General features: G+C 40.3%; 12 protein-coding genes and 3 pseudogenes. 12 read left to right on the forward strand and 3 right to left on the reverse strand.

Translation table 11 applies throughout. The features are described from left to right. The first annotated feature begins 163 nt into the window (after positions 1-163). Positions 164-1360 carry an elongation factor Tu gene (tuf, locus tag HT709_RS05190; protein WP_001040724.1) on the forward strand — a complete coding sequence of 399 codons (1197 nt, stop codon included), beginning with the start codon at positions 164-166 and terminating at the stop codon, positions 1358-1360. A 96-nt stretch (positions 1361-1456) separates the two neighbouring features. Continuing rightward, entirely contained in the window at positions 1457-1987 is a 531-nt protein-coding gene (locus tag HT709_RS11785; protein ID WP_240156673.1) for a hypothetical protein, read from the forward strand. 77 nt (positions 1988-2064) lie between these two features. Here the strand turns inward: HT709_RS11785 and HT709_RS05200 are convergent, their stop codons facing one another. Continuing rightward, positions 2065-3147, reverse strand: coding sequence for a DEAD/DEAH box helicase (locus HT709_RS05200; protein ID WP_000837546.1), 1083 nt, complete (start codon positions 3145-3147; stop codon positions 2065-2067). Further along, positions 3144-4121, reverse strand: coding sequence for a Gfo/Idh/MocA family oxidoreductase (locus tag HT709_RS05205; protein WP_000915857.1), 978 nt, complete (start codon positions 4119-4121; stop codon positions 3144-3146). Before HT709_RS05205 ends, HT709_RS05200 begins: the two co-directional genes overlap by 4 nt. 196 nt (positions 4122-4317) lie before the next feature. Here HT709_RS05205 and HT709_RS05210 point away from each other — a divergent pair, with 196 nt between their 5' ends. The 9 genes and pseudogenes from HT709_RS05210 to HT709_RS05245 all read left to right on the forward strand — a co-directional run bounded on the left by HT709_RS05210 (position 4318) and on the right by HT709_RS05245 (position 13946). Further along, a complete protein-coding gene (locus tag HT709_RS05210; RefSeq protein WP_172925572.1) occupies positions 4318-5292 on the forward strand; it encodes an Rpn family recombination-promoting nuclease/putative transposase in 975 nt (324 codons plus the stop codon). A 5-nt stretch (positions 5293-5297) separates the two neighbouring features. After that, a pseudogene (locus tag HT709_RS11790) lies at positions 5298-5408 on the forward strand (flagellar assembly protein H domain protein); the annotation flags it as partial. Positions 5409-5895: 487 nt separating this feature from the next. Further along, the gene (locus HT709_RS05215) at positions 5896-6495 is read left to right on the forward strand and encodes a DUF6088 family protein (protein ID WP_000998387.1); all 600 of its coding nucleotides are present in this window, start codon (positions 5896-5898) and stop codon (positions 6493-6495) included. Between the two features lie 234 nt (positions 6496-6729). Continuing rightward, entirely contained in the window at positions 6730-8121 is a 1392-nt protein-coding gene (gene pgdA / locus HT709_RS05220; protein ID WP_049779895.1) for a peptidoglycan-N-acetylglucosamine deacetylase PgdA, read from the forward strand. Positions 8122-8235: 114 nt separating this feature from the next. Beyond that, complete coding sequence (locus HT709_RS05225) at positions 8236-9078, forward strand: aldo/keto reductase (protein ID WP_001099666.1); 843 nt, start codon at positions 8236-8238, stop codon at positions 9076-9078. Positions 9079-9350: 272 nt separating this feature from the next. Next, a complete protein-coding gene (locus tag HT709_RS05230; RefSeq protein WP_023936435.1) occupies positions 9351-10112 on the forward strand; it encodes an elongation factor Tu in 762 nt (253 codons plus the stop codon). Positions 10113-10480: 368 nt separating this feature from the next. Further along, positions 10481-11398 carry a glycine--tRNA ligase subunit alpha gene (gene glyQ / locus HT709_RS05235; protein ID WP_023936433.1) on the forward strand — a complete coding sequence of 306 codons (918 nt, stop codon included), beginning with the start codon at positions 10481-10483 and terminating at the stop codon, positions 11396-11398. Positions 11399-11609: 211 nt separating this feature from the next. After that, positions 11610-13646: a glycine--tRNA ligase subunit beta gene (gene glyS / locus HT709_RS05240; protein WP_000164732.1), complete on the forward strand. Its 2037-nt coding sequence runs from the start codon at positions 11610-11612 to the stop codon at positions 13644-13646. A 42-nt stretch (positions 13647-13688) separates the two neighbouring features. Next, positions 13689-13946 (forward strand): DUF896 family protein, encoded by a 258-nt coding sequence (locus HT709_RS05245; RefSeq protein WP_000371298.1) that lies wholly within the window; start codon positions 13689-13691, stop codon positions 13944-13946. Between the two features lie 99 nt (positions 13947-14045). Here the strand turns inward: HT709_RS05245 and HT709_RS05250 are convergent. Then, positions 14046-14255, reverse strand: a pseudogene (locus HT709_RS05250) (FAD:protein FMN transferase); the annotation flags it as partial. Positions 14256-14292: 37 nt separating this feature from the next. On the opposite strand from HT709_RS05250, the pseudogene HT709_RS05255 reads away from it, so the two are divergent. Beyond that, positions 14293-14913 (forward strand): annotated as a pseudogene (locus HT709_RS05255) (transposase family protein); the annotation flags it as partial.

The raw sequence follows: 14913 nt of genomic DNA on the forward strand, positions 1-14913 counted from the left end.
CTTCATTATAGAACTTTCAGTTAAATTTTTACCAAGAATAATTCACAAAAACGTTGTAAAACACTTGCAATTTAGCTGAAATTTGATAAAATAGTAAGGAAAGTTAGACTGTATTGCCTACTGTCTATCTATAAAATATATTTTATTGGAGGCTTTTACTCAAATGGCAAAAGAAAAATACGATCGTAGTAAACCACACGTTAACATTGGTACTATCGGACACGTTGACCACGGGAAAACTACCCTAACTGCAGCTATCACAACTGTTTTGGCACGTCGCTTGCCTTCATCAGTTAACCAACCTAAAGACTATGCGTCTATCGATGCTGCTCCAGAAGAACGCGAACGCGGTATCACAATCAACACTGCGCACGTTGAGTACGAAACTGAAAAACGTCACTACGCTCACATCGACGCTCCAGGACACGCGGACTACGTTAAAAACATGATCACTGGTGCCGCTCAAATGGACGGTGCTATCCTTGTAGTAGCTTCAACTGACGGACCAATGCCACAAACTCGTGAGCACATCCTTCTTTCACGTCAGGTTGGTGTTAAACACCTTATCGTCTTCATGAACAAAGTTGACTTGGTAGACGACGAAGAATTGCTTGAATTGGTTGAAATGGAAATCCGTGACCTATTGTCAGAATACGACTTCCCAGGTGACGATCTTCCAGTTATCCAAGGTTCAGCTCTTAAAGCTCTTGAAGGTGACTCTAAATACGAAGACATCGTTATGGAATTGATGAACACAGTTGATGAGTACATCCCAGAACCAGAACGTGACACTGACAAACCATTGCTTCTTCCAGTCGAAGACGTATTCTCAATCACTGGACGTGGTACAGTTGCTTCAGGACGTATCGACCGTGGTATCGTTAAAGTCAACGACGAAATCGAAATCGTTGGTATCAAAGAAGAAACTCAAAAAGCAGTTGTTACTGGTGTTGAAATGTTCCGTAAACAACTTGACGAAGGTCTTGCCGGAGATAACGTAGGTGTCCTTCTTCGTGGTGTTCAACGTGATGAAATCGAACGTGGACAAGTTATCGCTAAACCAGGTTCAATCAACCCACACACTAAATTCAAAGGTGAAGTCTACATCCTTACTAAAGAAGAGGGTGGACGTCACACTCCATTCTTCAACAACTACCGTCCACAATTCTACTTCCGTACTACTGACGTTACAGGTTCAATCGAACTTCCAGCAGGTACTGAAATGGTAATGCCTGGTGATAACGTGACAATCGACGTTGAGTTGATCCACCCAATCGCCGTAGAACAAGGTACTACATTCTCTATCCGTGAGGGTGGACGTACTGTTGGTTCAGGTATGGTTACAGAAATCGAAGCTTAATTCGATTTAGTTCCCAGAAGAACAATTATTTAAGTCAGACACTAAAAGAATCTTGCTTTGCAAGGTTCTTTTTTTCAGATATTGAACTAATACTCAATGAAAATCAAAGAGCAAACTAGGAAGCTAGCTGCAGGCTGCTCAAAACACTGTCTTGAGGTTGTAGATAAGACTGACGAAGTTAGCTCAAAACACTGTCTTGAGGTTGCAGATAGAACTGACGAAGTCAGCTCAAAACACTGTCTTGAGGTTGCAGATAGAACTGACGAAGTCAGCTCAAAATATGTTTTTGAGGTTGTAGATAAGACTGACGAAGTCAGCTCAAAACATGGTATTGAGGTTGCAGATAAGACTGACGAAGTCAGCTCAAAACACTGTTTTGAGGTTGTAGATAGAACTGACGAAGTCAGCTCAAAACACTGTCTTGAGGTTATAGATAAGACTGACGAAGTCAGCTTAAAACACTGTCTTGAGGTTGCAGATAGAACTGACGAAGTCAGCTCAAAACACTGTCTTGAGGTTGCAGATAAGACTGACGAAGTCAGCTCAAAACACTGTTTTGAGGTTGCAGATAAGACTGATGAAGTCAGTATCATATACATACGACAAGGCGAAGCTGACGCGGTTTGAAGAGATTTTCGAAGAGTATAAAATTGAATTGCTTATAAAAAGCTCCATACACTGGATGTGTATAGAGCGATGGGGCTTTATTTAATATAGAGTTCTTGATTTTTCAAGACAATTTCACGTACGCTCGCAAATTTCTTAAGTTTTTTAAGTTCTTCTGGATGAGTGACGAGAGTGATAACATAACCTTCCTTGCCCATACGGCCAGTACGGCCAGCACGGTGAGTGTAGGTTTCAATATCTCTAGGAATATCAAAGTTTACGACACATTCTAGGCTATCGATATCAATTCCACGTGCCAGAAGGTCTGTTGCTAGAAGCAGGGTTAGTTGCTTGTCTTTAAACTTTTCTAAGATGACTTTTCTAAATTTGACATTAACATCACTAGCGAGAGAAACAGCCAAGATATCCCGATACTGTAATTTTTCCTCTGCACTTCCAAGGTCTGATAGGCTGTTAAAGAAGACCAGACCGCGGAAATCCTCCACATGAGCTAGTTTTCGTAGCATATCCACTCGGTGACGTTGGTCTACCTGCATATAGAAATGTTGGATGTTATCCAGTTTTTGGTCAGAGAGATCAATGGTACGTGTGTTTGGCGCAATCTTTTCTTGGTCAAACTTAGTCGTGGCACTCATGTAGACCAGTTGGTGGTCACGCGGTGCGTAGTGAGTGATTTTCTCAACAAAGTGAATCTGAGAATCATCTAGCAATTGGTCGAATTCATCCAGGATGATGGTTTCCACATTCATCATCTTGATTTTTTTCAATTTAATGAGTTCAAAGATACGTCCAGGAGTTCCAATCAGAATTTCTGGTCCTTTTTTTAGGCGTTCAATCTGGCGTTTCTGGCTCGAACCTGATAAGAAGAGTTGGGGAGTCAAGCCGATAGTCTCAGCCCACGTTTTACATACATCAAAAATCTGTCCAGCAAGCTCTGTATTTGGTGCTAGAATCAAGAGTTGCTGCGCTTTTTTCTTTTGTAGTCTGAGAAGACTTGGTAGGAGGTAAGCTAGGGTCTTACCGGTTCCTGTTGGACTTACTCCTAGAAGATTTTCTCCTGCAAGAATGGGCTCAAATAGTTGAGTTTGAATGGGGGTAAATTCTTGGAAACCGAGTTGGTCACTTAGTTCTTGCCATTCAGTAGGTAGTTTGCTTTTCATTTTTCTGCCTCAAATCTAATGCCAGCAGTCTGGCGCATGGTATATAGTAGCTCATGAACAGAGCCTGCATCATCCAGCCAAGTCTGGTAAAGTGTCTGGTCTGGTTGCTGAATCATGTGTGCAAATGCAGTGACTTCCTCAGTCATCGTATGAGGAGCCTGTTGAATAGGGAGCTGGACTTGATTGCCTTGGTGGTCGGTAAAAATAGCTGAGCGAATATGCTCAATCGTGTTGAGGGTCAAGGTTCCATTTGTTGTGTAAATTTCGCAAGGAAGATTGGAAGTGATGTTTTTCCCAGCCTTGATATGAACTTGAAAGTCAGGGTAGAAGAGGATACCGTCTCCATTTAGGTCCATGCTATTGTCAAGCTGTTGAGCCATGTAGGTTGCGTCCTCAGCCTTTCCAAAGAGACGAACGGCAGCGTAGAGAGGATAAATCCCCAAATCCATAAGTGCTCCACCAGCAAAACGCTCTGAAAAGACATTGGGCGTATGCCCAGCCAACAAGTTAGGCATTTTGGAAGAATATTTGGCATAGTTGAAATCTGCCCCCAAAATTTGTTTGTCTGCTAAAAAGTTTTTGATGATAGTGAAAGCTTTTTCATGGTAATTACGAGCTGCTTCAAAGATAAAACAGTGATTTTTTTCAGCTGTTTGAACCAAATCCGGCCAGTCTTGTGGCTGAGTGACAGCTGGCTTTTCAAGAATGACATGTTTACCTGCAGACAAGGCAGCCTTTGCCTGAGCAAAATGCAAGGAGTTTGGACTGGCAATATAGACTACATCGAAGGAGCTCTTGAAGAAGTCTTCTAATTGATCAAATAGTTGGATATCCTGATAGCGAGAAGCAAAGGTTGCTGCGGTTTCAAGTTTCCTAGAATAGACTGCGACCAGCTGGTATTTCCCACTAGCATGGGCTGCTTCTATGAAGTGGTGGCTGATATCGCCAGTGCCAATGATACCTAATTTAAGCATAAATACTCCTTTTCTGATTTTAAATCCTTCTTTCATTATAACATAGATAGACGGGACTATCCAACAGAGGGGAAAAATTTCAAATAAGCGATTAGCTTTCTTCTGAAGAAAAGCTTTCTTTTACGAATAAATAGATAGAAGCATCAAATCTAGCAAATTAGATTAAAAAATGTGCTATAATAGAAGGAGGAGAAGGATGATTCTAAGACATCCGGGCATCAGCCCAACTAATGACTTGGTTGCTAAGAAGATTTTTAGTAATCCAGAAATCACTTGTCAATTTATTCGCGATATGTTGGATTTACCAGCAAAAAATGTGACCATTTTGGAGGGAAGTAATATTCATGTACTACCTTCCCTGCCTTACTCGGCGCAGGATTTCTATACCAGTATAGACGTCTTAGCGGAGTTGGATAATGGAACGCAAGTTATCATTGAGATTCAGGTACATCATCAGAATTTTTTCATCAATCGCCTGTGGGCTTACCTATGCAGTCAGGTCAATCAAAATCTTGAAAAAATTCGCCAAAGAGAAGGTGATACCCACCAGAGTTACAAGCATATCGCACCAGTATACGCTATCGCAATCGTGGACAGCAATTATTTCCAAGATGACTTGGCTTTCCATAGCTTTAGTATGCGAGAGGACACGACAGGTGAGGTTTTAACAATTACAAATAACGGACAAGAAAACCATCTGGTTAAGATGGCATTCTTGGAATTAAAAAAATACAGAGAAACCAGCAAAGACAAGGTTCGCAAGCCGTGGTTAGAGTTTTTTGGGAACAAACCCTTTACCCAGCATCCCGAGCGAGCCATCAGTCAAGCAGACCAACTGCTGGACTACAAGAGCTGGTCCGAGGAGGACAGAAAGATGTTTAGTGAACAACGCAGGCGAGAAGAACAAGCCATGTTAGCACAGGACTATGCCTTAGAAACTGCTAGGGCGGAAGGGATTGAACAAGGACTGGAGCGCGGTCTTGAACGTGGGCGAGCTGAGGGCATTGAACAGGGAATTGAACGTGGACGAGCTGAAGGCATCGAACAGGGATTAAAAGTAAGTTTAGCAAATCTAGTTCGTCAAGGTCTTCTAACACCTGAGGTTGCGAGTGAGCAATTAGGCATGACTGTGGCTGAGTTTGAAGAACTATTGAAAGAGCATCATAAATAAGACCTAAAAAATACAGAGAAACCAGCAAAGACGAGGTTCGCAAGCCGTGGTTGGAGTTTTTTGGCAACAAGCCCTTTACCGAGCGAGTCATCAGCCAAGTAGACCAACTGCTGGATTAAAAATTAGGAAATATCGTGTAGAAAATAGTAACAGATTTTATCTCTTTGTGGGATGAAGTCTGTTTTTTTGTATGATGGGCAGGTTCTACATCTGAGTGGCAAGTTCTCCGTAGGTATCCGCTATTGGTTAATGCATAGCATATCTGAATGAAATAAGAACTAAACAAATCAGTCAGGAAAGTCAAAGTAATTTCTATTATAGTAGATTGAAACTAGAATAGTGCGCCTCTACTTCTAAAACATTGTTAGAAATCGATTTGACTGTCCTGATCGAATCGTCCTATTCTTATTTCATTTTACAATATAAAAGAAATAAATACGGCTGACTATCCTGATTTTTATAATCAAGCGATTACTGAAATAAGAAATGGGATAAAATAGATAGAGATGTTACATAAGAAATTGTAAGAGGTCTGTTCCCTCTTGATAAAATGACTCTCGCACCCAAAATAGCATCATATTCGGTGCAAAGGAGGTGCGATAGATGAACGATAAGCAGGAAATAGTAAACAGGATAGAAAATTTTGAATCGAATCAAGTTTTTATAGCAAATGATTTCTTTGAAATTGTAGGATATGAAACTGTTCGTAGTACATTAAATCGTCTTGTAAAAGACAAAAAGGTTACTCGCATTTTGAAAGGTATTTATTATAAACCAAAATATATAGAACTGATTGGAGAGTATGCAATGGCCTCTGTGGATGAAGTTGCTGATGCTATTGCTAGAAAATATAATTGGACCATTGCTCCATCGGGAAACACAGCCCTTAATTTACTTGGTCTATCTACGCAGGTACCAGCAAAATGGATCTATATATCAGATGGAAGATATGCCAGTTTTAATGTTGGTAAGGCAAGAATAGAATTTAAGCATAGAAATAATGGAGATATTTCAAATATGTCAACCTTAACTGCAATGGTGATACAATCTGTCAAGGCAATGGGGAAAGAGAACATTACTTCTCAGCAGATTGACTACTTACGGAAAAAATTATCTGAAGAAGAAAAGTCAACATTACTAGCTGAAGGTAAAACTACAAGTGTCTGGGTATATAGTATTATCAAGAAAATATCAGAGGTATAGGGATGTTTGAGGATAAATCGACTGGGAAAAATAAATCAATTTCTCAGAATGTTTTTAGAAGTGACGGTGTCTATTCTAGCTTCAATCTACTAGAAATTCCATAGATAGAAAACTAGATGGTTCCTATAGATAGGGCTGATCTAGTTGATGTGAGATGCTTTGGCTTGCTAGAGGAATTGTGGATTGCCAAACTGTATCATTGAAATTATTGCTTAAATTTGTTATGATATAAATATGAATAAAAGTAGACTGGGACGTGGCAGACACGGGAAAAAGAGACATATATTATTGGCTTTGATTGGTATTTTAGCAATTTCTATTTGCCTATTAGGCGGATTTATTGTTTTTAAAATGTATCAGCAAAAAAGCTTTGAGCAAAAGATTGAATCGCTCAAAAAAGAGAAAGACGATCAATTGAGTGAGGGAAATCAGAAGGAGCATTTTCGTAAGGGACAAACCGAAGTGATTACCTATTATCCTCTCCAAGGGGAGCAAGTGATTTCGTCTGTTAAGGAGCTGATAAATCAAGATATTAAGGACAAGCTAGAAAGTAAGGACAATCTTGTTTTCTACTATACAGAGCAAGAAGAGTCAGGTTTAAAGGGAGTCGTCAATCGTAATGCGACGAAACAAATCTATGATTTAGTTGATTTTAAGGTTGAAGAGACTGAAAAGACCAGCCTAGGAAAGGTTCACTTAACAGAAGATGGGCAACCTTTTACACTTGACCAACTGTTTTCAGATGCTAGTAAGGCCAAGGAACAGCTGATAAAAGAATTGACTTCCTTCTTACAGGATAAGAAATTGGAGCAAGACCAGAGTGATCAGATTGTTAAAGGTTTCTCCGACCAAGACTTATCTGCATGGAATTTTGATTATAAGGATAGTCAGATTATCCTTTATCCGAGTCCTGCGGTTGAAAATTTAGAAGAGATAGCCTTACCAGTATCTACTTTCTTTGATGTTATCCAATCTTCGTACTTACTCGAAAAAGATGCGGCCTTGTACCAGTCTTATTTTGATAAGAAACATCAAAAAGTTGTCGCTCTAACCTTTGATGATGGTCCAAATCCAGCAACGACTCCGCAGGTATTAGAGACTCTAGCTAAATATGGTGTTAAAGCCACTTTCTTTGTGCTTGGGAAAAATGTTTCTGGGAATGAGGACTTGGTGAAAAGGATAAAATCTGAAGGTCATGTTGTTGGAAACCATAGTTGGAGCCATCCGATTCTCTCGCAACTCTCTCTTGATGAAGCTAAAAAACAAATTACTGATACTGAGGATGCGCTAACTAAGGCGCTGGGTTCTAGTTCAAAACTCATGCGTCCGCCTTATGGAGCCATTACAGACGACATTCGCAATAGCCTCGATTTGAGCTTTATCATGTGGGATGTGGATAGTCTGGACTGGAAGAGTAAAAATGAAGCATCTATTTTGACAGAAATTCAGCATCAAGTAGCTAACGGCTCTATCGTTCTGATGCATGATATTCACAGTCCGACAGTCAATGCCTTGCCAAGGGTCATTGAGTATTTGAAAAATCAGGGTTATACCTTTGTGACCATACCAGAGATGCTCAATACTCGCCTAAAACCTCATGAACTGTATTATAGCCGTGATGAATAAGCAAGAAAAAATAGGTTCTGTCAGATATGTGATAGACTTATTTTTTACAAAAGATAGTACTAATTAGCAAAAAAATTATGCTATAAATGATAAATAAAATAGAAGGAGAAGCATATGAATACCTATCAATTAAATAATGGAGTAGAAATTCCAGTTCTAGGATTTGGAACTTTTAAGGCTAAGGATGGAGAAGAAGCCTATCGTGCAGTGTTAGAAGCCTTGAAGGCTGGTTATCGTCATATTGATACGGCGGCGATTTATCAGAATGAAGAAAGTGTTGGTCAAGCAATCAAAGATAGCGGAGTTCCACGAGAGGAATTGTTCGTAACTACCAAGCTGTGGAATAGCCAACAAACCTATGAGCAAGCTCGTCAGGCTTTTGCAGAGTCTTTAGCGAAGTTGGGCTTGGATTATTTGGATCTGTATTTGATTCATTGGCCAAATCCAAAACCGCTTAGAGAAAATGACGCATGGAAAATCCGAAATGCTGAGGTCTGGAGAGCGATGGAAGACCTCTATCAAGAAGGCAAGATCCGTGCTATCGGCGTTAGCAATTTTCTTCCCCATCATTTGGATGCCTTGTTTGAAACAGCAAAAATTCTTCCAGCGGTCAATCAAGTTCGCTTGGCGCCAGGTGTGTATCAAGAGGAAGTCGTAGATTACTGTCGAGAAAAAGGAATTTTATTGGAAGCTTGGGGCCCTTTTGGTCAGGGAGAACTATTTGATAGTAAGGAAGTCCAAGAAATCGCAGCAAATCATGGAAAGTTTGTTGCTCAGATAGCCTTGGCCTGGAGCTTGGCAGAAGGATTTCTACCACTTCCAAAATCTGTCACAGCCTCTCGTATTCAGGCTAATCTTGATTGCTTTGGAATTGAATTGAGCCATGAGGAGCGTGAAACCTTAAAAGCGATTGCTGTTCATTCTGGTGCTCCACGAGTTGATGATGTGGATTTTTAGAAAATCATAAAAAGAATTGTACATTGTTCTAATTTTTGATATAATAGTCAGCAGGAAAGAAAGTCTTATGGCGTTCTTCAAGCGAGCTTGGGATAGTGGGAGCCAAGTAGGGCAAAATAAAGTGCTGGCGCTTTCTGTAGTATTTTCAAAAACAATGAAGTAATAAATTAGGGTGGAACCGCGTTTCTGACGCCCCTAGGTTAAATCAACCTAGGATTGTCGGACGCGGTTCTTTTGCTTATTCAGTCTATTGTGTGAAAGAAAGGAGAGACGTGGAAAATCTTTATCTTGTAAAAGACGATAGTCAACTAGCTACATTTCGTGATTTTGTAGTAAGAAATACTGAAAAGTTGAAAGATTATCAATCTTTTTTAAAGAATGAACTTGCAGTCTGTGATTTACCGCAAGCCGTTATTTGGTCAGATTTTAATGCTGCTACACAGATTATTAGGGAAAGCGCTGTTCCAGCCTATACAAATAATAGACGAATGGTTATGACGCCTGATTTAGCTGTTTGGAAAGAGTTATATTTGTATCAGTTGATGGACTACAAGTGTTCTCAGCAAACTCAAGCAATAGAAAGTCACTATCATTCTTTATCTGAAAATTTCCTCTTACAGATTGTAGGACATGAGCTAGCTCATTGGTCGGAGCATTTTTTAGATGATTTTGATGGTTACGACTCTTATATCTGGTTCGAAGAGGGGATGGTTGAATATATTAGTCGCAAGTATTTCTTGACAGAAGAGGAATTTCAAGCGGAAAAAATTTGTAATCAATCTCTCGTAGAACTTTTTCAGAAGAAGTATGGTTGGCATTCACTGAATGATTTTGGTTCTTCGACTTATGATAAGAACTATGCAAGTATTTTTTATGAATACTGGCGCAGCTTTTTGACAGTAGATAAGTTGGTAGAAAATTTAGGTAGTGTACAAACGGTCTTAGATTCTTATCATCTATGGGCAAATACAGATAAAACTCTTCCCTTGTTAAATTGGTTTGTTCAGCAGAAATTAATTGAAAAAGAAATATAAAAACTAAAGGAGTAAACAATGTCTAAGAAATTAACATTTTACTGCGTCAGTGGCAGAAACCTCCTTACAGTCGGACTGCTCCACGCTCAGCACTAGAGTGCTTGAGCTAGACGCAGTACTAACTCGTCTTGCCTCGTATGATTGACGAGGCAGACTCGTGTCGCAAGTAATTTATATAAAAAGGAGTAAATAATGTCTAAAAAATTGACTTTCCACTGCGTCAATGGCAGAAACCTCCTTACAGTCGGACTGCCCCACGCTCAGCACTAGAGTGCCTGAGCTAGACGCAGTACTAACTCGTCTTGCCTCGTATAATCGACGAGGCAGACTCGTGTCGCAAGAAATCATTTTTTATTAAGGAGTATTCAATGTCTAAGAAATTAACATTTCAAGAAATTATTTTGACTTTGCAACAATTTTGGAATGACCAAGGTTGTATGCTCATGCAGGCTTATGATAATGAAAAAGGTGCGGGAACGATGAGTCCTTACACTTTCCTTCGAGCTATCGGACCTGAGCCATGGAATGCGGCTTATGTAGAGCCATCACGTCGTCCTGCTGACGGTCGTTATGGGGAAAATCCTAACCGTCTCTACCAACACCACCAATTCCAGGTGGTAATGAAGCCATCTCCATCAAACATCCAGGAACTTTACCTTGAGTCTTTGGAAAAATTGGGAATCAATCCTTTGGAGCACGATATTCGTTTCGTTGAGGATAACTGGGAAAATCCATCGACTGGATCTGCAGGTCTCGGTTGGGAAGTTTGGCTTGATGGGATGGAAATCACCCAGTTCACTTATTTCCAACAAGTCGGTGGATTGGCAACCGGCCCTGTGACTGCGGAAGTTACCTATGGTTTGGAGCGCTTGGCTTCTTATATTCAGGAAGTGGATTCTGTCTATGATATTGAGTGGGCCGATGGTGTAAAATACGGAGAAATCTTTATCCAGCCTGAGTACGAACACTCAAAATATTCATTTGAAATTTCAGATCAAGAAATGTTGCTTGAAAATTTTGATAAGTTTGAAAAAGAAGCTGGTCGTGCATTAGAAGAAGGCTTAGTTCACCCTGCCTATGACTATGTTCTCAAATGTTCACATACCTTTAACCTGCTTGATGCGCGTGGTGCCGTATCTGTAACAGAGCGCGCAGGCTATATCGCTCGTATCCGTAACTTGGCCCGTGTCGTAGCCAAAACCTTTGTCGCAGAACGCAAACGCCTAGGTTACCCACTTTTAGATGAAGCAACACGAGTTAAACTCTTAGCAGAAGACGCGGAATAAAGAAAGTGACAAATTACGAAAATGGGCGAACAGTGTGAGCCCTGAACCAGTTGCAGCAGTGATGAAGGTATCCTTAGTGAAACTAAGGATACTAGGCAAAATTGGAGACTTTTGGCTCCAATTTTAGCAATGAAACAACGAAGTTGGTTGCTTGCGTACCAATCACATAAGGCAAACTGGAAAATAAAAAGATATTTTTCGGAGAAAAAACATGACAAAAAACTTATTAGTAGAACTCGGTCTTGAAGAATTACCAGCCTATGTTGTCACACCAAGTGAAAAACAACTAGGCGAAAAAATGGCAGCCTTTCTCAAGGAAAACCGCTTGTCTTTTGAAGCTATTCAGACCTTCTCAACACCACGTCGTTTGGCTGTTCGTTTAACTGGTCTTGCAGACAAACAGTCTGATTTGACAGAAGATTTTAAGGGGCCAGCAAAGAAAATTGCATTGGATAGTGATGGAAACTTCACCAAAGCAGCTCAAGGATTTGTCCGTGGGAAAGGCTTGACTGTTGAAGATATCGAATTCCGTGAAATCAAGGGTGAAGAATATGTCTATGTTACCAAGGAAGAAATTGGTCAAGCAGTTGAAGCCATTGTTCCTGGTGTTGTAGATGTCTTGAAGTCCTTGACTTTCCCTGTCAGCATGCACTGGGCTAACAACACCTTTGAATACATCCGCCCTGTTCACACTTTAACTGTTCTTTTAGATGAAGAAGAGTTTGATTTGGATTTCCTTGATATCAAGGGAGGGCGTGTGAGCCGTGGCCATCGTTTCTTGGGACAAGAAACTAAGATTCAGTCAGCATTGAGCTATGAAGAAGACCTTCGTGCACAGTATGTAATTGCAGATCCACGTGAACGTGAGCAAATGATTGTTGACCAAATCAAGACAATCGAAGCTGAGCGTGGTGTAGGTATCGAGATTGACGCTGATTTGCTGAATGAAGTCTTGAACTTGGTTGAATACCCAACTGCCTTTATGGGAAGTTTTGATGCTAAATATCTTGAAGTTCCAGAAGAAGTTTTGGTGACTTCAATGAAGGAACACCAACGTTACTTTGTTGTCCGTGATCAAGACGGTAAACTATTGCCAAACTTCATTTCTGTTCGTAATGGAAATGCAGAGCATTTGGAAAATGTTATCAAAGGAAATGAAAAAGTCTTGGTCGCTCGCTTAGAAGATGGTGAATTCTTCTGGCGTGAAGATCAAAAATTGGTCATTTCAGATCTTGTTGAAAAATTAAACAATGTGACCTTCCATGAGAAGATTGGTTCCCTTCGTGAACACATGATTCGTACGGGTCAGATTGCTATTCTCTTGGCAGAAAAAGCAGGCTTGTCAGCGGATGAAACAGTTGACCTAGCCCGTGCAGCAGCAATTTACAAGTTTGACTTGTTGACAGGTATGGTTGGTGAATTTGACGAGCTCCAAGGAATTATGGGTGAGAAATATGCCCTTCTTGCTGGTGAAACTCCAGCAGTGGCAACTGCTATTCGTGAACACTACATGCCTACATCAGCTGAAGGAGAACTTCCAGAGAGCAAGGTTGGTGCAGTGCTTGCTATTGCAGATAAATTGGATACGATTTTGAGTTTCTTCTCAGTAGGTTTGATTCCATCAGGTTCTAATGACCCTTATGCCCTTCGTCGTGCGACGCAAGGTGTAGTTCGTATATTGGATGCCTTTGGTTGGCACATTGCTATGGACGAGCTGATTGATAGCCTTTATGCTTTAACATTTGACAGCTTGACTTATGAAAATAAGACAGAGGTTATGAACTTTATCAAGGCTCGTGTTGATAAGATGATGGGTTCTACTCCAAAAGACATTAAGGAAGCCGTTCTTGCAGGATCAAACTTTGTTGTGGCAGATATGTTGGAAGCAGCAAGTGCTCTCGTAGAAGCAAGCAAGGAAGAAGACTTCAAACCATCCGTTGAATCACTCTCTCGTGCCTTTAACTTGACTGAGAAGGCAGAAGGAGTAGCCACAGTTGATTCAGCTCTCTTTGAGAATGAAGAAGAGAAAACCTTGGCAGAAGCAGTAGAATCACTCGTTTTGTCAGGGACTGCCAGTCAGCAATTGAAACAGCTCTTTGCTCTTAGCCCAGTCATTGATGCATTCTTTGAGAATACCATGGTTATGGCTGAAAATGAAGCAGTCCGTCAAAATCGTTTGGCAATCTTGTCTCAATTAACCAAGAAAGCAGCTAAACTTGCACGTTTTAACCAAATCAATACCAAATAAAATCTGTTAAACGGATTAAATCTTATCATAAAGGAGAGAAACATGGATCCTAAAAAAATTGATCGTATCAATGAGCTTGCCAAAAAGAAAAAAGCAGAAGGCTTGACATCAGAAGAAAAAGTGGAACAAGCTAAACTACGTGAGGAGTACATTGAAGGTTATCGTCGCTCTGTTCGTCACCACATTGAGGGAATCAAAATTGTGGACGAAGAAGGTAATGATGTTACACCAGAAAAACTACGTCAGGTACAACGTGAAAAAGGATTACATGGTCGTAGTCTTGATGATCCAAATTCATAATATGTATTCTTTCTTTTTTAAAACTAAATGACTATAACATGAGATTTCCTTTCTCTTTTTACATAATACAATTTTAAAACTCCATTGAAACAGTTGTCTCTATAGAGTAGGAATTCCTGAAGAACAGCTTAGGTGACCTTCTTTATCGATGAGGATGGCTTCGATGCCCTCAAAACTTTCGACTTGCCAGAGGATAGAAGCATGTCTTTCTCCAAAGAGTCGAGTCGTTCAGATTTCGCCATCGACTGATTTATCAGAGATGATTGTTAGACTCGCTAGTTCCGTTTCAACAGGATATCCTGTTTGATTAGACTTCCTGCGAAACAATATATGGTAGAATAGTTCTATGAATTATGAAGCAAGTAAACAACTAACTGATGCACGATTTAAGCTCCTGGTTGGTGTTCAGCGCACGACTTTTGAAGAGATGTTAGCTGTATTAAAAACAGCTTATCAAGGTAAACACGCAAAAGGGGGACGAAAACTCAAATTAAGCCTAGAAGACCTTCTTATGGCCACTCTTCAATATGTGCGAGAATACCGCACTTATGAACAAATTGCGGCTGATCTTGGTATCCACGAAAGCAACTTAATCCGTCGGAGCCAATGGGTTGAAGTAACTCTTGTTCAAAGGTGGTGTTGCGATTTCAAGAACTCCTCTCAGTTCTGAGGACACGGTAATGATTGATGCGACGGAAGTAAAAATCAATCGTCCTAAAAAAACAATTAGCGAATGATTCTGGTAAAAAGAAATGCCACGCTATGAAGGCTCAGGCGATTGTCACAAGCCAAGGGAGAATTGTTTCTTTGGAGATCACTGTGAACTATTGTCATGATATGAAGTTGTTCAAAATGAGTCGCAGAAATATCGGACAAGCTGGTAAAATCTTGTCTGACAGTGGTTATCAAGGGCTCATGAAGCTATATCCTCAAGCGCAAACTCCGAGGAAATCCAGCAAACTCAAGC

The organism is Streptococcus sp. 1343, assembly GCF_013277355.1.
Taxonomy (GTDB): Bacteria; Bacillota; Bacilli; order Lactobacillales; family Streptococcaceae; genus Streptococcus; species Streptococcus pseudopneumoniae.